The organism is Flavobacterium sp. CAN_S2 (assembly GCF_015752255.1).
In the GTDB taxonomy this organism is placed as follows: Bacteria; Bacteroidota; Bacteroidia; order Flavobacteriales; family Flavobacteriaceae; genus Flavobacterium.
In genome coordinates this window covers 286190-305671 of record NZ_JADOVA010000001.1, presented here as the reverse complement: position 1 = coordinate 305671, position 19482 = coordinate 286190, and the positions used below count along the sequence as shown (strand labels likewise).

Genomic DNA, 19482 nt, shown 5'->3' with positions numbered 1-19482 from the left:
ATGACTATTATTCAAACATGAAACAAACGTTAATTAATAATGTAATGATTCAAAGGTCAAATTATATTTCAATTTATTGGTTTTAAAATGTTGTTAATGAAGTTTTTAGAAAGTAGTGACTGAAAAAAAACAGATATGAAATCAGCATTTAACATTTCTGCAAGTGTCGTTTTAACTTATTTTGTGTGTAACTGAATTAGAAGTAATTGTATAATTAAAAAAAGATTAAGGCTGATTATAAGCGTTTATAATAAAATTTATTTTACATTTGTTTATTAAATTTAGATAAACGATGAACAATATAAAAAGTGTGTTTAGTATAAAAGATCTTGAAAACCTTTCCGGGATCAAAGCGCATACGATACGAATTTGGGAGAAAAGATATGATATTCTTCAACCGATGCGTACGGATACTAACATTCGTTTGTACGATTTAGCCAGTTTGCAAAAACTGTTAAATATCACATTGTTACACGATTACGGCTATAAAATTTCGAAAATAGCGACTTATCCGCAGGAAAAAATACCGTCTTTAGTACGAGAAATAATTTCGAGCAAAACAGCCAAAAGTCACGCTATTAGTGAGTTCAAAATGGCGATGATGAACTTTGACCAAGAGCTTTTCTTTAATACATACAATTGGTTAATCGCGGAAAAATCATTCAAAGAAGTCTTTCATCAAGTTTTCATACCCTTGATGAATGAATTGGGGTTACTGTGGCAATCCGATACTATAACGCCCGCTCACGAACATTTCATCAGCTACTTAATTAAACAAAAACTATTAATAAATACCGAAAAGCTTCAAATATTAAAGCAAACCAAACTTGATAAAGTTTTTGTATTGTCTTTGCCCATGAATGAAATTCACGAATTGGGATTGATGTATCTCAATTATGAAATTTTATTGCATGGATACAAAACCATTTATTTAGGAGAGAGTATGCCGATTGAAAATCTAAAAGATTTGAAAAAGCATTTTGATTCCATTGTTTTTGTGTCGTACCTAACAGTTCAGCCAGAAAGAGATATATTAGACAGTTACATCAAAAAAATGTCTGATGAGTTACTGGATGATACTACTGAATTATGGTATCTTGGTAGAATGGTTGAGTTTATTAAAAAAGAAGAACTTTCGGATCGAATTACAATTTTTAATTCAATTACGGAATTAGTCGACTGGATTTAATTGTTTTTGTTTAAACAATTAGTATATTTGCTAAACAAATTATGAAAATAAAAAAAATTACAATTATAGGTTCTGGGTTCTCAGCATTGGCAGCTTCGGCCTATTTAGCGCAAAGCGGTCATGATGTTACGGTTTATGAAAAAAACGCAACAATTGGAGGACGAGCACGACAGTTAAAACGAGAAGGTTTCACTTTTGATATGGGACCAAGTTGGTACTGGATGCCAGATGTTTTCGAACGTTTCTTTGCTGATTTTGGAAAGAAAACAACTGATTATTATGAACTCATTAAACTGTCTCCTGCGTACCGTGTCTATTACGGAATCGATGATTTCATATCAATAGCAGACAATTTACCTGATATTATATTCGCTTTTGAAGCTATCGAAAAAGGAAGCGGTAAAATCCTGAATGACTTTATGGCTGAGGCAAAAAGTAATTACGATATCGCTATCAAAGATTTGGTTTACCGTCCGGGAGTTTCTCCACTCGAATTGATAACTGTGGAAACAGCCATGAAAGTGGGACAATTTTTTAGCAATATCAGTAAAGATGTTCGCAAGAAATTTAAAAATGAAAGGCTAATCCAAATATTGGAATTTCCAGTATTGTTTCTTGGCGCAAAGCCATCAGATACGCCTTCGTTTTACAGTTTTATGAACTATGCTGATTTTGGTCTTGGAACTTGGCATCCTAAAACAGGAATGTTTGATGTGGTTCGGGGAATGGAAAGTCTAGCGCGAGAGCTGGGAGTTAAATTTGAAACTAATTCAAACATCGAGAAAATTATCGTTGAAAATAAAACTGCGGTAGCCCTTCAGGTCAACGGCGAAATTATTGCTTCAGATTTAATTTTGAGTGGTGCTGATTACCATCACACTGAAACTTTGTTGGATCAGGAACACAGAGCGTACTCTGAGAAATATTGGGACAGCAGAGTTTTTGCACCATCGTCATTATTATTTTATGTTGGTTTCAACAAAAAAATAGAAAATATTTCGCATCATGCATTGTTTTTTGATGTAGATTTTTATCAGCATGCCAAGGATATTTATGATGAACCCCAGTGGCCAAAAGAACCTTTGTTTTACGCTAATTTCCCATCGGTAACGGATAAAACTGCCGCTCCGGAAGGAATGGAATCTGGCTTTTTCCTTGTTCCTTTGGCGCCTGGAATCAATGATACTGAAGCGTTGCGAGAAGAATATTTTGATAAAATAATGGATCGTTTTGAGACATTAACAAAGCAAAGTGTAAAAAATAATATTATATTTAAGCAATCATTTTGTAAAAATGATTTTGTGTCGGAGTATAATTCATACAAAGGGAATGCTTACGGAATGGCAAATACATTATTGCAAACGGCATTTTTGAGACCAAAATTAAAAAGTAAAAAAGTTAAGAATTTATATTTCACCGGTCAATTGACCGTTCCGGGACCAGGAGTACCGCCAGCATTAATTTCTGGAAAATTAGTGTCGGAATTAATTAATAAGCAATTTTCAGAACAATAGTATGAAGCAATTATTTGATGATGTATCTTTTAAATGTAGCAAGTTAGTTACAAAAAACTATAGCACCTCTTTCTCGCTGGCGGTTTACATGCTGTCGCCAAGTATTAGGGATGCCATATATAGTATCTATGGTTTTGTCCGTTTTGCAGATGAAATCGTGGATTCATTCCATGGTTTTGACAAAGAAAGTTTAATCACAGAATTTGAGGATGAGTACTATAAAGCCTATGATAGAGGGATTAGTTTAAATCCTATATTGAATTCTTTCCAGCAAACGGTGAAGCAAAACAATATATCTGATGATCTTATTCAGGCTTTCTTAAAAAGTATGAAATTAGATTTGATAAAATCTGATTATCACAGTAAAGCCGAATACGATGATTACATTTACGGTTCTGCGGATGTTGTAGGTTTAATGTGTCTTAAGGTTTTTGTAGCCGGTGACAATAAACGATACGAACAACTGAAAGATGAAGCCATGCGATTGGGTTCTGCGTTCCAGAAAGTAAATTTTCTTCGAGATTTAAAGGATGATAATTTGGTTTTGAATCGCAATTATTTTCCTGGAGTCGATTTGAATTCGTTCGATGAAAATGCAAAAACCGCAATCATCAATGAAATCGAAGAAGATTTCAGAGTCGCTTACGAAGGAATTGTAAAACTTCCTATCGAAGCTAAGTTCGGTGTATACACAGCTTTTGTGTACTATAAAAAACTATTAAAAAAATTAGAAAACACACCTTGCCACGAAATTGGAAATGCAAGAATCCGAGTTTCTAATTACACTAAAGCCGGTCTGCTGGCAAAATCTTTTGTGTCTTATAAATTAAAGCTAGTGTAATTACAGCTTGTTTTTAAAGGATTGTTATACTTAAATACAGAATAAAATGATATTTTTTTTGATTTTTCTAGGTACTTTTTTAATAATGGAATGCGTCACATGGCTTACTCACAAGTATGTAATGCACGGTTCAATGTGGTATTTTCACGCTGACCATCACCAACCCAAATACGCGAATGTTTTCGAACGAAATGATATCTTTTTCGTCATTTTCGCCATACCAAGCATCGTTCTTTTTTATTACGGTGTCGAAGGCGGTTTAAACTATAAATTCTTCATCGGACTTGGAATTATGTTTTACGGGATGTGTTATTTCATGATTCATGACGTCCTAATCCATCAACGTTTTAAGTGGTTCAAAAACACGAATAACAAGTATTTAATCGGTTTGCGAAAAGCGCACAAGGTACATCACAAACACTTGGGTAAAGAGGACGGAGAGTGTTTCGGAATGCTTTTTGTACCTTTCAAGTACTACAAAATATAAAATTAAATTTGGGCGTGACCCAGCTTTCACTATCGTTACAGCGGGGTCGGGCTATCCGTTCCCGCTTTTTTATAATTGGTCTCGTTCTGAAAAAAACGAGATCAATTATAAAAAGAGATCCACTATTATCCCTCACGCGAACGCAGTGTTCCATGAAGGCATTTATCTTTAAAACACAACCATGAAAATATACAAACAAGAAACCGTTCAGTACGTAAATGCAACTGTAGAAGAATGTTGGTCTTTTTTTTCGAACCCAAAAAATCTTCAGAAAATCACACCGGAAGGAATGGGTTTTCAAATCACAGATTTTGATCAAAAATCCATGTATCCTGGACAAATTATTCAGTATAAAGTAACGCCACTTTTTGGAATCACTTTATCATGGATGACTGTAATCACACAAGTAAAAGAAAATAGTTATTTCATAGATGAACAACGTTTTGGTCCATACAGTTTTTGGCACCACAAACATTTCTTTGAAGCAACACCAAACGGAACTAAAATGACCGATGTCGTGCATTACGGATTACCGCTTGGTTTTCTGGGCCGAATCATGAATACATTGGTCGTTAAAAATAAATTGAAATCCATTTTTGAATACCGTGTAAAAAAGGTGGACGAAATGTTTAATGCAAAGTAATGAGCAAGCAAGAAGTTTCTATTTTTTGGTTCAGACGGGATTTGCGTCTGGAAGATAACGTAGGTTTATTTCAAGCCTTACAGTCAAAATATTCGGTAGTTCCATTGTTTATTTTTGATGATTCCATTTTAGACAGTTTGCCAAAAAATGATGCCCGTGTAGGTTTTATCCATGATTCACTTTCGAAAATAAATACGCAACTACAGGAAATTGGAAGCTCACTTCTGGTCAAAAAAGGAAAAACTTTCAATGTTTGGCAATTACTTTTAGAAGAATATGATGTCAAAGAAGTTTTCTTCAACAAAGATTACGAACCGTACGCCATTCAGCGTGACACGGCAATTTGTGAACTTTTAGAAGCAAATAAAACCATTGCTTATTCTTTTAAAGACCAAGTCATTTTCGAGGAAAAAGAAATCTCAAAAGCAGATGGATTGCCATATACGGTGTACACTCCTTTTAAAAATAAATGGTTAGAGAAATACAAATCAATGGCGCCGGTTCAGGAATACGATACTGAATCTTATTTTTCTAATTTCCATAAAAATAGTTTTGATTTTCCTACTTTGGAACAAATAGGTTTCGAACAAAGTCCAATAAAAGTTAAGCCACACAACTTAAAATTCATTGCAAATTATCAAGATATCAGGGATTTTCCAGCCTTGGATAAAACCTCTTATTTGTCGCCACATTTGCGTTTTGGAACTGTAAGCGTTCGGAAATTAGTCAATTGGGCATTTCATAAAAACGATGTCTTTTTAAGTGAATTGATTTGGAGAGAATTTTTCATGCAAATCTTGTTCAGTTTTCCAAAAGTCGTTACCCAAAACTTTAAATCGGCTTATGATGGGATTCAGTGGCGTAATAATGAAGAAGATTTCAAGCGTTGGTGCTCGGGAACAACTGGTTATCCAATGGTCGATGCAGGAATGCGTCAACTTAATGAAACGGGTTACATGCACAACAGAGTTCGCATGGTTGTGGCAAGTTTTTTATGTAAACATTTGATGATTCAGTGGCAATGGGGTGAAGCCTATTTTGCCGAAAAGTTACTGGATTACGACATGTCTGCCAATGTTGGTAACTGGCAATGGGCTGCAGGAACGGGTTGCGATGCAGCGCCTTATTTCAGAGTTTTCAATCCTGAGATTCAGCAAAAAAAGTTTGATGAAAAAGGAATCTACATCCGAAAATGGATTAAAGAATTCGATTTAGGTTACGGAAAACCTATGGTAGAACACGCCATGGCGAGAGATCGAGCGATTGCGACTTACAAAGCCGGAATCTTGAAATAAAAAGATTTAACATGTAAGGCATTTAAGTTTTTGAGCATTATTTAAAAACTTAAATGACTTACAGGTTTAAAAAAGAAAATTATTTAATCAATTTCTGCAGCATTCCTTTAAAGATAAATCCATGAAAGGGCAAAACGGAATACCAGTATAATTTCCCCCAAATTCCTCTGGGTCTGAAAGTTGCCGCTTGATACAACGTGTTTCCTATTATTTTAAATTCGAGCCAAGCTTCACCTGGCAGTTTCATTTCGGCAAATAAGATTAATTTTCCTTCTTCTTTATTGGCATACAAAACACGCCAAAAGTCTAAAGCATCCCCAGAATGGATATCGTGTCGGTTCGTTCTTCCTCTTCGAGAACCTACGCCACCGTATAATTTATCAATAAAACCGCGTAAATCCCACAACCAATCCCCGTAATACCAACCCGTATCACCCCCAATGGACCAAATCCTGTTGATGGTGAAATCACGATCTATGATTTCCATTTTACGTCGGTCAATGTAGCAATCCTTTTTTGGAACCTTCAAATATTCCGACATGTTGCTGCTGAAACGTCCGCTGACCAACGAATCTTTCCAACTCGAAGCTACTTTATCTTCGTCTACTTTTATTAATGCACGTGAAAGTGCTTGTTTGTAGGACATAGGCTTTACATGCAGTAATTCATTGATTCGGTTATCACTGCAAACTACTTCGACTTTCATGCTGCTGACCAGAGCTGATGCGAGTCTATACGATGTTGAGGTAACAAAATAGAGCCAATAGGAAGATAATTTTGGTGTCATTATTGGGACAGTGAAAATCCATCTCTTTAATTTTTTTGCTTCAGCAAAACCCAAAAGCATTTCTTTGTACGTTAAAATATCGGGTCCGCCAATGTCAAAACTCTGATTGTAGGTAAGTGGATTCAGTAATGATTTGGATAAAAAATCAAGAACATCCGGAATTGCAATCGGCTGGCATTTTGTGTTTAGCCATTTTGGTGTAATCATTATGGGCAGTTTATTCACTAAATCCCGAATGATCTCAAACGATGCACTTCCAGAGCCCACAATAATTCCCGCTCTCAAAGTAGTTGCGGCAAAAGTTCCTGTATTTAAAATTTCTTCTACCTTTTTTCTGGAAGATAAATGTTTGGATAATGATTTGTCATTGACAATTCCGCTCAAATAAATGACCTGTTTGGCTTCGGTTTCATTCAATCGTTGCACAAAATTCAGTGCAGATTCATTTTCTAATTCATCAAAATTTGAAGCGGATCCTGACATTGAATGAATTAGATAATAAGCTGCATCAATATTTGCAGGGATAGCGGTCAATGTTTCCCGATTCAGAAAATCAACTTCAATTACTGTAACATTTTTTTTATATTCAATTGGACAATAAAACCTGTTTTTATCTCTCACACAACAGATTATATTGTGTCCTTGTTCTACCAATAATGGCAAAAGTCGCTTACCAATATAACCTGTTGCGCCTGTTAAGAGAATTTTCATGGTTTTGTGTTTAAAGAATTAACTTAATTTATTGGAAACTAAGCTAATAAATTCTTTTCTGGTTTTGTCTTTCTCGAAAGCTCCTGTAAAAGACGATGTTGTTGTAACTGAATTTTGTTTTTGAATCCCTCGCATTTGCATGCACATGTGTTGCGCTTCAATCACAACCGCTACACCAAGTGGATTCAAAGCGTCCTGAATACAATTTTTGATTTGGTCTGTCAATCGTTCTTGTACTTGCATTCTTCGGGCAAACGCATCAACTACTCTTGGGATTTTACTTAGACCTACAATTTTACCATTTGGAATATAAGCGACATGTGCTTTTCCAAAAAATGGTAACATGTGGTGTTCACACATAGAGTATACTTCGATGTCTTTTACTACAATCATTTGCTGGTGATCTTCAGTAAACATTGCCGATTTTAGGATTTCTAATGGATCTAGTCCGTAACCGTGGGTTAAATATTGCATCGCTTTTGCCACGCGTTCCGGTGTTTTTTCTAGCCCTTCGCGAGTCACATCTTCGCCTAAATTTTCAATGATTACTTTGTAATTATCCGCTAATGCTTCTGTTATTTCAGTATCGTATTGTTCGATTTTTTCGTAACTTTTCATTTCTTTTATCATGGTATGCTGTATTTCTATTTTAAGTTTGGCTAATTATTTTTTAGATTTTAAAAGTCACGATTCCGTAATCCATTTCAAAAACTTGACCTGAAATTGACTTGGCATTTTCCGAAATTAGAAAGTTGGCCATATTCGCAACCTCTTCAGGTTTCAAATATCCTTTCATCGGGTGGCGTTCCACCATATTTTCTTTCATTCGATCATTTCTCAAAATACCTGCTGCAAGTGTTGTTTCGGTAATTGTAGGAGCAATGGCATTAATCCGCACTACTGAAGCTAGTTCTGCTCCCAAAGATTTTACTAATCCTTCTATACCTGCTTTTGCAGTAGCGATACTCGCATGAAAAGGCATTCCTAATTTTGCAGCCACCGTACTAAACAAAACAATCGAAGGATTTGTTCCTTTTTTCAAAACCGGCAAATATTTCTGAATGGCTTTTACTGCACCAATGACATTAATTTCAAAGTCATTTCTAAAATCATCGATACTCAAACTTCCAATAGGTTTCAAGTTGATAGAACCCGGGCAATAAATCAAGGTGTCAATGTTTTCAATTTCCGGAAGTGTATCTTTTAAAACATCAGATGAGTAATGTTTCAGGTTCGGATGTGTGATTTCAGGTGCATTTCTGCTGATGTTGTAAACCAAGTTTGTCTCTAATTGTTGCAACAAAATGGCACTGCCAATTCCTTTACTACCACCAATGATTACTATGTTTTTCATATGTATTATTCAATCAGTTATTTAAAATTTATTTTGGGTTTGTTTCGTATTATTGAAAAATTATCGTTTGGAAATCTTATTGTTGTTAATTTGTCTTTGCATCGTACATTTAAAACGCCCTTCTCGAAAATCCCTTAATTTTTCGTGTTTTGTTTTACGGCCTTGCACTCTTTCGCGCCACATTCTAAAACTCGATGGTTTCATTTCGGTACGCATCAGGTCGATAACTTCTTGTTCTTTTAGTCCAAATTGCATTAAAATAGCATCAAAAGTGGTGCGGTCTTCCCAAGCCATTTCAATTATTCTATCTTTTTCTAAATCAGTTAGTTCTTTCTTTGTATTCATAAATTATATTTTTTTGCCATTCAAATATTACTCACTATCGCCAATATCAGCCATGGTATGCAGCTTTAATATCCGCGAACTTTCTTCTTTTACCAAAGGATTTTTCTTCATTTTCCATAAAAAATCACTCGCGAATTTTCTCGTTCTTTCCATGTTTACAATGGGTTTTGGATAATTAACTCCAACTTCAAAATCGTTAAACTTCTGATCCAAATAGGTCATTTTATAAGGTTCATGTACAAAAGCCCGAGGTAAATCGCGCAATTCCGGCACCCATTTTTTTATAAATTCACCGTCAGGATCGTGTTCGTAACTGTTCTTTATTGGATTATATATACGTAACATATTGATTCCGGTTTCTCCAGCCTGCATTTGCAACTGCGGAAAATGTATTCCAGGTTCAAAATCCAGAAACATTTGTGATAAATGCTGCGTCGCTTCTTGCCAAGGTTGCCATAGGTTATGGGTAAAAAATGACACTAACATCGCACGCATTCTAAAGTTCAAATAACCGGTTTCATTCAAACAGCGCATGCAAGCATCAATTAATGGAAAGCCGGTTTGTCCCGTTTTCCAAGCTTCAATGTAATTTTCATTGACTTTCTTTTTCAACGAATGGAATCCCTTATTAACACTTTCAAACTCCATGACTTCTTCCATTTCAAATTTTTGGATAAAATGTGCTTGCCAAGTCAGTCGAGATATAAAGGAATCAATTTGTTTTTTGTTATTGCAGGTCAATCGGAACGTAGCCGCTTTTTGCAACACTTGTCTGGAAGATAAATTCCCCCAAGCAATGTATGGAGATAATCTGCTGCAACTTTTTCGAGCCAATAAAGGTTTCGAAATATGCGAATTATAATTGTGATACCGTTCGTCAAAAAATGTCTGTAAATATTTCCCAGCCATGGTGCTGCCACCTTTTTGAAAAATAGCATCCGGAACAGTTTCTAAATTGGTTTTTTCTAAAGCTTTTTCGAGTTCCAATAGTGCTTCCGTATTTAGAAAATTTTCTGGTTTACCATCAAAAATAAATTGCGGTTGATTCATGTAGTCTTCCCACTTAGCAACCCAATTCGTTCGGTTTCGTAAGGCTCTGAAAATTCCATTATTGGTATTTTCAATCCAATTGATTTGATTGTTTTTGCAAAAGCGTTTGAAAGTTTTATCTCTTTCGTAAGTGATTTTTAAACCAGTTTCTTGATGTGAATACACGGTTTCAATTTTATACGTTTCCTCAAGGATATTAAATACCTGAAGAATTTCTGAAGTAACTGCTAACACTTGCGTGTTCGATTGTTCCAGTTGTTTGTTAATGTCTACAAGTGATTGCTTGATGAAATTCCAGTGTCTGGGGCTGTAATGCGAATCATTTTCTAAAGATTTTTCGAATACATAAAGCAACAATGTGGGTATGCCAGTTTTTGTTGCATTAAAAATTGCCTCGTTATCTTGTAAACGAAGATCCCTTTTGAACCAAACTACATTGATATGTTTTTTATTAGTATTCATTTATCTTTTTAAAATAATTGTTGTTGCAACCATAATTTCTGGAATTTTGATTGTCCATCGTAATTGGATGCTTGTAACTTAATGTTGAATTTTCGGTCTCTTGGATCGTTACCAACACCGGAAACATACATCCAATTCCCGTAATTGCTATGCACATCGTAATCAATTAGCATCGCTTCAAAATAGGCAGCTCCAATGCGCCAATCTATCAGCAGTTCCTTTGCAAAAAATGAACCTACATTTTGCCTCCCGCGATTGCTCATCCATCCTGTTTGTTGCAATTCAATCATATTAGCATTTACGAAAGGTTCTTCTGTCGTGCCGTTAATCCATTTTTTTATTGCTGATTGATTGGTTTTCCAATCGTATTTTTTGTCTAAAATTCCTCCGATTTTAAAAATCGAATTCCCGTTTTTCAACGATATGTATTTAAAATAATCCCTCCAAATCAGTTCAAAAATTAACCAATAGGTGGATTCATTTTTCCCGATTTGTTGTTCATATTTTATAATTTCCCAATAAATAGTTTTTGACGAAATAGAACCGTTTGCCAACCAAGGGGAGAATTTCGAACTAAAATCAGTACCTATTAATCCGTTTCGGGTCAATTTATAAACACTTAGTTTTTTGGTTTCCCAAAAATAATTTTGCAACCTTTTCATTGCTTCATCTTCACCGCCCTGATAAGGGAAAGCCGTTCTGGAATCCATTTCAAAATCAGCAAAACCTAATGTTTCCATGCTGGGAATTAAATTTTCGTTTGTAGTCAAATTGTCTTCCGGCATTGGTTTAGCCGTAAATTCAGAACGAATTTTCGTTGATTTTTCACACTGATTTCTAAATTGTGTAAAAACATTTGGAATCGATGCAATGTCAAACGGAATGTCTTCAGGATGAAATAAGAACTGATTGTAGGTGCTTTTAAAAGCTACTGAATCTGAAACTTTCAGCTTAATATTCTCTAAAACTTCCATTTCCTCACTCGTCCATTCTTCTTGAAAGTAAATCGAATCAACTCCATTTTCAGTAATTATTTCTGGAATCAAATCTTCCGGTCTTTGATGATAAACCAAAAGCGGAATATTCAATTTTTCCAGATTTTCTTTCAATATTATTACCGATTCAATCAGAAACTTAGCGCGAAACTTTTCTGTTTTTTTAAATCCAAAATTAGTATCCTCAAAATGCCTTGGATCAAAAAAATACACTGCAATTACGGTTTCATTTTCATCAATAGCATTTGTCAACGATTCATTGTCATGAACTCTCAAATCATTTCTAAACCAAACTAACCCTTTTTGTTTCTTTTGCATTTTTCGCTACAATATTTGACTTCGTCCCAAACTTTTTCCCATTTTTTCCGCCAAGTAAAAGGTCGGTTGCAGACCAGACACATTTTTGAAGGCAGATTTTCCTTTTTCACTATTTGTATTTTTCAAATGCATTAACCACAATTGTCGCTTTTAAATCAAACATCAAATTGTATAAACCAAAAAACGTTCGGTTCATGTAAATGAAATGTTTAGATCCGCGATTTCCATTCATTTTTCTCAAATTGGTATCTTTTGAAAAACGCTCTCCTAATTGTGCGATGCTTTCAAAAAAAGATTCATCAGAGAAATCGAAGGTTTCTGCTTGAAACGGTTTTGTAAACAAGGACAATAAATCATGGAACATCTCGGTGAAATAAACAATTTCAGCTGTAGAATCATCCACACGTAAAATTTCCAATTCAAATAATTTATCGTTGAATATTTTAGGATCATTAATGACTTTTTTGTCAATCAATTCAAAATAAGGAGTGTAAAAATCAGTTGGAATTTGTTTCATACAACCAAAATCGAGTGCTACCAATTGATTTTCATCATTCACCAAGAAATTTCCCGGATGCGGATCAGCGTGTACTTTTTTCAAAATATGAATTTGGTACATATAGAAATCCCACAAAGCCTGACCTATTTTATTAGCCACTTCCGGATTGGTGTTTATTTTGGTGAATTCCGAAAGGTGCTTTCCTGTCATCCAATCCATCGTAATGATTTTCTCCGATGAGAATTCAGAATAGTAATTTGGAAAAACTAAATTTTCAATTTTTTCGCAAGCTGCAACTACTTCCTGACTTTGTTGTAACTCCAATAAATAATTGGTTTCTTCAATCAATTTGTCCTCAACTTCTTTGAAATATTTATCCGAATCTTTTCCTTGAAGGTTAAACATTCTGATGGCAATAGGTTTTACCATTGATAAATCTGATGAAATGCTGTTGGCAACGCCTGGATACTGAATTTTCACAGCGAGTTTTTTTCCGTCTTTTACCGCAACATGTACTTGACCGATACTGGCAGCATTTACAGAAGTGGCATTGAATTCGTCAAAAATCTCATAGGGTGTTTTTCCAAAATTTGTTTTGAATGTTTTCAATACCAATGGAGCCGAAAGTGGTGGAACAGAGAACTGAGACAACGAAAATTTTTCAACGTAAGCTTGGGGCAAAAAACTTTTGTCCATGCTTAACATTTGAGCAACTTTCAGTGCACTTCCTTTCAAACTTTTCAATCCGTCATAAATATCTTCAGCATTGTCTTCATTTAATTTATCACGGGTCAAATCAGAATTGACCATTTTTTCTCCGTAATATTTCAAGTAGTTCACGCCAACTTTTGCACCAGTTTGTACCAGTTTTGTAGCTCTTTCAATTTTTGAAGTAGGGATGTAGTCTATCGTTTTCATTACTTATTGTATATTTTTTCTTTGAAAATAAATTTTCCAAAATCGATTAAGCTATCTATAGGAGCAATATTCATCAATTCAAAAGTCACTTTTACTGATTTTTCAATGTAGATATCCGTTTTTTCAAAAGAAGGTGACGAATCATCCAGCCAGAATTTCAGTGTCAATAAAAGTTGAATCCAAGATGTTTCCTGAAATGTTTTCTCTTGAAAATTTTGTAATTTTTCCTGTTGTGTTCTAAATTCATCAGAAATGATTTCAGTCAAGAAATTTTTGAAACTATTTCTTAGTCCAGAAAGCTGCATCAATTTTTTCAACTGATTATTGTGCTCTTGCAATATAAGTACAACGTAACTTCTGTTAGCAGTTAATATTTCGAAGAAAGTGAAGTAGAAACTTAACATTTTGCTTTTCATGTCATACATCTCGTATTCCTTGTTTTTGTTTAGCAAATCGATAGTTTTTTCTACAAACATTTTGAAAATTTCTTTTTCAATACTTTCTATAGTTCCAAAAAATGCATAAAATTCCGTTTCTGTAAAATCATTGATTTTTGTAAAATGATAAACTGATTTTGGTTTTTCACTATGATCTAGTACATAATTCATATACATAGAAACTATTTTGTCTTTTGTTATTGGGGTTTTTTTAGTAGCCATTTTTGATGTGTTTCAAATTAGAGTATAAAGGTAGTGAATGTTTAACTATATATTAATAAAGTTAAACAAAATTTAATATAATTTTATATCGTTATAAATGATTAGCTTTACACTATTATGAAAAAGAATGTTTTAATAAGCGGCGGTTCGGGATTTATCGGAAGAAATTTGACTACTTTATTGTTAGCCAAAGGATACTCTGTTTCCATCTTAAGTAGGAGTGAAAAACAGAATAAAGGAGATGTTTTCTATTACAAATGGGATTTTGCAAAGCAGACTATTGATGATGAAGCAATTTTGAAAGCAGATTATATTATTCATTTGGCAGGTGAAAATATAGCAGAGAAAAGATGGACTGCGAAGAGAAAAGCTGCCATAATTGATAGTCGGGAAAAATCCACTCAATTATTGTATTATGTTTTAAAAAAGCATTATAAAAAACTAGATGCTTTTGTTTCTGCTTCGGCGGTGGGGATTTATGGTGCTATAAATGGGGAGGAAATTTGTACGGAAGATATGAAACCGGCAAATGATTTCTTGGGATATACGTGTCAAAAATGGGAAGATTCTATTGATTTCATTGAGAATTTGAATATCCGTACAGTGAAAATCCGTACGGGATTAGTATTAGGGAAGAATGACGGTTTTTTAAAGAAGCTGATTCCTTTGTTCAAATATAGGTTGGGTTCGTCATTGGGTTCTGGGAAGCAATATATGCCTTGGATTCATGTAGATGATTTGTGCGCTATTTATTTGCAAGCTATTTCAGATGCAAGTATGGAAGGACCTTATAATGCAGCTATTTGTGACAATACGACCAACACTGTTTTTTCAAAAACATTGGCTCGTGTTTTTGGCTATTCTATTTGGTTGCCCAATGTTCCTGCTTTTGTCTTAAAATTAGTAATGGGCGAAATGGCTAAAATTGTATTAACCGGAAGGAGAGTTTCCTCAGATAAAATTGAACAAACTGGTTTCAAATTTAAATTTAACAATTTGGAAGAAGCATTAAGGAATTGTTTAACAAAATAGAGCTATTCTAAGACACAAATAATCTGAGTGTTTACGTTTTTTGATATTTTGCTGCGAACAATAAAAGGAATTTCTATATTAAAATCATCAGTGTTTAAAGGAAAAGCAGAATAAAGTTCTATTCCTTTATCCACTTTTTTAAGAGTTCCGTTGACTGCAATTTTTTTAGTTCGTCCGCGAATTGTTATTTTTCCGGTAATCTGATATTGATTATTGGTTGTGGTAAGTTTTTGAAAATCAAATTTATCGATTTTTCCTTTAAAAACGGCTCTTGGAAAACGGTTGCTTTCCATGTAGTTTTTATTGAAATGCTCTTGCATCAAATCTCTTTTAAATTTAAAATCTTTAATGTTGATCCAACAAGCGATTTCTCCCGTTTTTGTTATTAAAATACAGGTTGTTTTTTCATTTATAGCTTTAACTTCTTCAAACAAGGGAATGGAAGCTTCAAAATTTGTGATTCCCATGTATGAAACCATTTTTTCTTGGGAAGTAGCAGCAATTGCAATGAAAAGTAGTACTATTTGGGTAATTTTTTTCATAACGATTTATGAATTAAATTACTTAAAGTTACAAAAAAAATAGTTGAAATAAAAATAGTGAACTAATGAAAAATATTGGATTTTAGTTAATTATTGAGGCCTTTTTTAATCAGAAATTGCAATGAAATTATACTTATAAAAAATTATAATACTACTTTCTCTGATTATAAATTTCGTTGCATTTATAGTTCTAACTTGACATTGTATTTTTTTAAACTTTCTAATGATTCTTCCGAAGTGTAATCAAAAACTTCTTCATGAATGTTTTGTTCCTTTTTCAAGGAAACCTGCTTGATACAGTTGAAATAACGACGTACATCTTTCATATTAGAGAGGATTAAACCTGGAACTGGCGTGCTTTTGCCTTCGCTATCTTTTGCCACCATTGTAAAATACGAAGAGTTGCAATGTTTGATTTTTCCAGTCTGTATATTCTCGGCTTCCACTCGGATACCCACAATCATGGAGCTGTTTCCTACATAATTTACACTGGCCTTCATCGTAACCAATTCCCCGACTTCAATAGGTTTTAAGAAATTCACAGTGTCTACGGAGGCAGTTACACAATAGTTGCCGGAAAATTTTGAGGCACAAGCAAATGCGATTTGATCCAGTAAAGATAAAATATATCCGCCATGAATTTTTCCACTGAAATTCGTATTGGAAGGTAACATTAACTCGGAAATACTAATGTCTGAGGAAGCTACGGTTTTAAAAGTGCGATTCATCTATTTTATTTTAAATGGAGAATTTACTTTCTTAACTTCTGTGATAAAATAACGAGTATCGCCCCACCATGGAAAGGTGCGGTAACGTTCTACATAATTTACCTGCACGTATTGTCCTTCGAATTCTTGCAGGTCCGCAATTACTTTTTCTTCGCTATCTAATACCGAAAAAGAAAAGATTTGTGCACCAGAAATTCCCTGACTTATTTCACCTTCCCATGTTTTGAAAGCCACGCCTTTATTACTCACCTTAATCAATTCGCCGGAACGAACTCCTTCGCTGTACGTGGCGTTGTATAAAAAAGTAAAATAACCTACAATAGACAATACTACTATTACAGTGGTAACCATTAAAAATTTTCTCATTTTCTGCTTAATTTAAAAGTTGATTTTCGTCTTTTTCAGCTCTGTTTAATATGCTTTCCGGAAGTGCTTTCTTGGCTTTAGCTCCCATTTTTTTCAATTTTTCAACACTCACAATCAGGTTTCCTTTTCCTTCCACCAATTTATTCATTGCACCGCTGTATTCTGTTTTACTTTCGTCAATTTTTTTACCAATTTTGATTAAATCAGCTACAAAACCTTCAAATTTATCATACAATGCACCCGCTTGTCGCGCAATTTCGAGTGCGTTTTCCTGTTGCTTTTGGTTAGTCCACATACTATCAATCGTTCGCAAAGTCGCTAATAAAGTCGCAGGAGTAACAATGACAATGTTTTTCTCGAATGCTTTGTTATATAAACTCGTATCTTCATTCAGCGCCATCGCAAAAGCGGGTTCTATAGGGATAAACAACAAAACAAAATCTGGGCTTTCTATTTGGTACAAATCATGATAATTTTTATTTCCTAATTGCTCAACATGGCGTTTGATGGAATTGACATGTTCTTTTAAATAGTTTATTTTTAAAATATCATCTTCCTCATTGATGTATTTTTCGTAAGCCGTCAAAGAAACTTTAGAATCGACAATCATCTTTTTACCGTCAGGCAGATTGATAACAACGTCTGGAAAAACACGGTTTCCATCTTCGGTTGTGAACGCTTGTTGTACTTCGTATTCACGACCTTTCTCTAATCCTGATTTTTCAAGAACGCGTTCCAAAACTAGTTCGCCCCAATTTCCTTGCATCTTGCTGTCACCTTTCAAAGCCTTGGTCAGGTTGATGGTTTCTTTGCTCATCTGGATATTCATTTCTCGTAAACCCAGAATTTGTTGGCGCAAAGCCGCATGATAATCAATGCTTTCCTTGTGAGTATCTTCTACTTTCTTTTCGAACAGTTGAATTTTATCTTGCAAAGGAGTCAGAATATTTTTCATGTTTTCCTTGTTCTGCTCCGTAAATTTATTGGATTTTTCGTCTAAGATTTTGTTGGCAAGATTTTCAAATTCTTTGGTGAATTTTTCCTGTAGTTTCTCGACTTCTTCCTTTTGTTCTTTATTGCGTTCCCAAAGATTTTCAAAATCAACTTCTTTTTTCGAAAGCTGAATGGCCAAACTGTCTTTTTCGCTTCGAATGTTTTCTTTTTCTGTATTGGTATTTTCTAATTGCTTTTCGAAAATGGTTTTGTCAGCAATAACTTGCTCTTTCAGTTGATTGAATTGAGAATTTAAAGCGATTAATTTCTCTTCTAAACTGATTTTTTCGGATTGGAATCTAGCGGAGAAAATGAGTTTGCCAATAAAAACACCAATGGCGAGCGCAACGATGAAAATCAATAAAAACGGAAGCATATTTGACATAGAATTTCTTTTTGTAAGGTTGTAAAAATAAACAAAAGTTTTTTGGTTTCCTTTTAGAAAGTAAAATAGTAATGGAAGTTTTAGTATTTATGAATTTGGAGGCTTTAGGTATTAATTGTTCTTTTAATTTGTGTGTTTTAGTGATTTATAAATAAAAAAAGGCCAATATGAATTAGTTTTCATATTGGCCTTTTAAATAGATTGAATTCTTATTCATCAAGTTTTATATTCCCACGGTCTTCCTTATTGTCAGGATGCTCATTAGGATATCGATTTGGAATGATGTCTGAGTTATGATCTTTGTTTTCTACCATTTTTTTTGCTTGTTCTTCAGAAACATTCGCGGTATCAGAACTTAAATTTTTAGGAGTGCTGTCCTCATTTTGTTCTAAAGTTCCGTCAATATTACGTGCTCTTTGAACAATTTTTTGATCTCCATGTACATCAGTTTCTACTTCTGATTTTAAATGTGATACTTCAGGATTCGTATTTTGGTCTAGATTCTGACCGCTAAATCCTTCGTTTGTATTTTGTTTGTTATTTGTCTTTTTTGAACCTAAATCGTTGCTTTCCATATGCTGTAATTTTAAAAATTAATTCTGATAACTTTTATAATAGTACGTCATTATTGCGATATAATCGAATTTTTTAACATAGCTTTTGGTTTACACCAATAAATGTATAGTGTCACAATTTTAAATCCAGCAAAAACAAAACTATCTTTGCGCGCACAATTAACCCAATACAATGTCCCATTCGCATTTCATTATTCACAAACCCTATGGGTATTTAAGTCAGTTTATTTACGAGTTAAAAAGAAAAAAGAAACTGCTGGGTGAGTTGTATGATTTTCCGAAAGGAACCATGGCAATTGGTCGTCTTGACGAAGATTCCGAAGGATTATTGTTGCTCACAACCGACGGAATGATGAGCGAAATCATTCGAAGCAAGAAAGTAGACAAGGAATATTATGTTCAAGTAGATGGCATTATCCATCAGGACGCGATTGATGAATTGCAAAAAGGAGTTGAAATTGGTTTTAACGGAACCAAGTATATCACAAAACCATGCAATGCTTCTTTAATACATGAAATTCCTGCTTTTGGAGCTAGAGGAAAAAAAATCAGGGATGAACGTCACGGTCCAACTTCTTGGGCATCGATAACGGTAAATGAAGGGAAGTTTCGCCAAGTCCGTAAAATGACTGCAGCAGTTGGTTTTCCTACGTTGCGCTTGGTTCGTGTTCGAATAGGAAATGTACATCTTAACGATTTACAGGCTGGAGAAGTTGTTGAAGTAGAAAATTTTCAAATAGAAATTTAAAGGGTAGTACGAATTTTTAAATCTTTTAATTTTTCAATCTTTTAAT

At 34.2% G+C, this 19482-nt stretch carries 22 protein-coding genes; 8 read left to right on the top strand and 14 right to left on the bottom strand.

The annotated features are described in order from the left end of the window. Positions 1-292 precede the first annotated feature (292 nt). The 6 genes from IWX80_RS01425 to IWX80_RS01400 all read left to right on the top strand — a co-directional run bounded on the left by IWX80_RS01425 (position 293) and on the right by IWX80_RS01400 (position 5969). Entirely contained in the window at positions 293-1189 is an 897-nt protein-coding gene (locus tag IWX80_RS01425) for a MerR family transcriptional regulator (RefSeq protein ID WP_196851866.1), read from the top strand. A 41-nt stretch (positions 1190-1230) separates the two neighbouring features. After that, entirely contained in the window at positions 1231-2703 is a 1473-nt protein-coding gene (locus tag IWX80_RS01420; RefSeq protein ID WP_196851865.1) for a phytoene desaturase family protein, read from the top strand. A 1-nt stretch (position 2704) separates the two neighbouring features. Continuing rightward, entirely contained in the window at positions 2705-3544 is an 840-nt protein-coding gene (locus tag IWX80_RS01415) for a phytoene/squalene synthase family protein (RefSeq protein WP_196851864.1), read from the top strand. Between the two features lie 46 nt (positions 3545-3590). Then, the gene (locus tag IWX80_RS01410) at positions 3591-4031 is read left to right on the top strand and encodes a sterol desaturase family protein (RefSeq protein WP_196851863.1); all 441 of its coding nucleotides are present in this window, start codon (positions 3591-3593) and stop codon (positions 4029-4031) included. Positions 4032-4212: 181 nt separating this feature from the next. Then, positions 4213-4674, top strand: coding sequence for an SRPBCC family protein (locus tag IWX80_RS01405; protein ID WP_196851862.1), 462 nt, complete (start codon positions 4213-4215; stop codon positions 4672-4674). Beyond that, positions 4674-5969 carry a cryptochrome/photolyase family protein gene (locus IWX80_RS01400; protein ID WP_196851861.1) on the top strand — a complete coding sequence of 432 codons (1296 nt, stop codon included), beginning with the start codon at positions 4674-4676 and terminating at the stop codon, positions 5967-5969. Before IWX80_RS01405 ends, IWX80_RS01400 begins: the two co-directional genes overlap by 1 nt. A 79-nt stretch (positions 5970-6048) precedes the next feature. On the opposite strand, the gene IWX80_RS01395 is transcribed toward IWX80_RS01400, so the two are convergent. Genes IWX80_RS01395 through IWX80_RS01355 form a run of 9 tightly spaced genes read right to left on the bottom strand, consistent with a single transcriptional unit; the run spans position 6049 to position 14067 of the window. Beyond that, positions 6049-7467, bottom strand: a complete 1419-nt coding sequence (locus IWX80_RS01395) for an SDR family oxidoreductase (protein ID WP_196851860.1) — start codon at positions 7465-7467, stop codon at positions 6049-6051. Between the two features lie 18 nt (positions 7468-7485). Further along, positions 7486-8097 carry a GTP cyclohydrolase I FolE gene (gene folE, locus IWX80_RS01390; protein WP_241258514.1) on the bottom strand — a complete coding sequence of 204 codons (612 nt, stop codon included), beginning with the start codon at positions 8095-8097 and terminating at the stop codon, positions 7486-7488. A gap of 40 nt (positions 8098-8137) precedes the next feature. Beyond that, positions 8138-8821: an SDR family NAD(P)-dependent oxidoreductase gene (locus IWX80_RS01385; protein ID WP_196851859.1), complete on the bottom strand. Its 684-nt coding sequence runs from the start codon at positions 8819-8821 to the stop codon at positions 8138-8140. 60 nt (positions 8822-8881) lie between these two features. After that, positions 8882-9166, bottom strand: a complete 285-nt coding sequence (locus IWX80_RS01380; RefSeq protein WP_196851858.1) for a TIGR03643 family protein — start codon at positions 9164-9166, stop codon at positions 8882-8884. Positions 9167-9193: 27 nt separating this feature from the next. After that, positions 9194-10678, bottom strand: a complete 1485-nt coding sequence (locus tag IWX80_RS01375) for a cryptochrome/deoxyribodipyrimidine photo-lyase family protein (protein ID WP_196851857.1) — start codon at positions 10676-10678, stop codon at positions 9194-9196. A gap of 8 nt (positions 10679-10686) precedes the next feature. Next, positions 10687-11991, bottom strand: a complete 1305-nt coding sequence (locus IWX80_RS01370) for a DASH family cryptochrome (protein ID WP_196851856.1) — start codon at positions 11989-11991, stop codon at positions 10687-10689. After that, the gene (locus IWX80_RS01365) at positions 11967-12101 is read right to left on the bottom strand and encodes a DUF2256 domain-containing protein (protein ID WP_188051168.1); all 135 of its coding nucleotides are present in this window, start codon (positions 12099-12101) and stop codon (positions 11967-11969) included. Before IWX80_RS01365 ends, IWX80_RS01370 begins: the two co-directional genes overlap by 25 nt. Beyond that, positions 12101-13408 (bottom strand): ABC1 kinase family protein, encoded by a 1308-nt coding sequence (locus IWX80_RS01360; RefSeq protein ID WP_196851855.1) that lies wholly within the window; start codon positions 13406-13408, stop codon positions 12101-12103. The genes IWX80_RS01365 and IWX80_RS01360 overlap by 1 nt, the downstream gene beginning before the upstream one ends. After that, positions 13408-14067: a TetR family transcriptional regulator C-terminal domain-containing protein gene (locus IWX80_RS01355; RefSeq protein ID WP_196851854.1), complete on the bottom strand. Its 660-nt coding sequence runs from the start codon at positions 14065-14067 to the stop codon at positions 13408-13410. The genes IWX80_RS01360 and IWX80_RS01355 overlap by 1 nt, the downstream gene beginning before the upstream one ends. Before the next feature lie 117 nt (positions 14068-14184). Between IWX80_RS01355 and IWX80_RS01350 the strand changes: the two genes are divergently transcribed. Next, positions 14185-15099 (top strand): TIGR01777 family oxidoreductase, encoded by a 915-nt coding sequence (locus IWX80_RS01350; protein WP_196851853.1) that lies wholly within the window; start codon positions 14185-14187, stop codon positions 15097-15099. Positions 15100-15101: 2 nt separating this feature from the next. Here the strand turns inward: IWX80_RS01350 and IWX80_RS01345 are convergent, their stop codons facing one another. The 5 genes from IWX80_RS01345 to IWX80_RS01325 all read right to left on the bottom strand — a co-directional run bounded on the left by IWX80_RS01345 (position 15102) and on the right by IWX80_RS01325 (position 18688). Then, a complete protein-coding gene (locus IWX80_RS01345; protein WP_196851852.1) occupies positions 15102-15641 on the bottom strand; it encodes a YceI family protein in 540 nt (179 codons plus the stop codon). Positions 15642-15823: 182 nt separating this feature from the next. Next, positions 15824-16369, bottom strand: a complete 546-nt coding sequence (locus tag IWX80_RS01340; RefSeq protein ID WP_113633476.1) for an acyl-CoA thioesterase — start codon at positions 16367-16369, stop codon at positions 15824-15826. Then, entirely contained in the window at positions 16370-16735 is a 366-nt protein-coding gene (locus IWX80_RS01335; protein WP_113633475.1) for a 6-phosphogluconate dehydrogenase, read from the bottom strand. A 7-nt stretch (positions 16736-16742) separates the two neighbouring features. Beyond that, positions 16743-18113 carry a DNA recombination protein RmuC gene (rmuC, locus tag IWX80_RS01330; protein ID WP_196851851.1) on the bottom strand — a complete coding sequence of 457 codons (1371 nt, stop codon included), beginning with the start codon at positions 18111-18113 and terminating at the stop codon, positions 16743-16745. Between the two features lie 209 nt (positions 18114-18322). Further along, positions 18323-18688 carry a hypothetical protein gene (locus IWX80_RS01325; RefSeq protein ID WP_196851850.1) on the bottom strand — a complete coding sequence of 122 codons (366 nt, stop codon included), beginning with the start codon at positions 18686-18688 and terminating at the stop codon, positions 18323-18325. Positions 18689-18860: 172 nt separating this feature from the next. Between IWX80_RS01325 and IWX80_RS01320 the strand changes: the two genes are divergently transcribed. After that, on the top strand, positions 18861-19436 hold the full coding sequence (locus IWX80_RS01320) for a pseudouridine synthase (protein WP_196851849.1): 576 nt from the start codon (positions 18861-18863) through the stop codon (positions 19434-19436). The last annotated feature ends 46 nt before the right edge of the window (positions 19437-19482 follow it).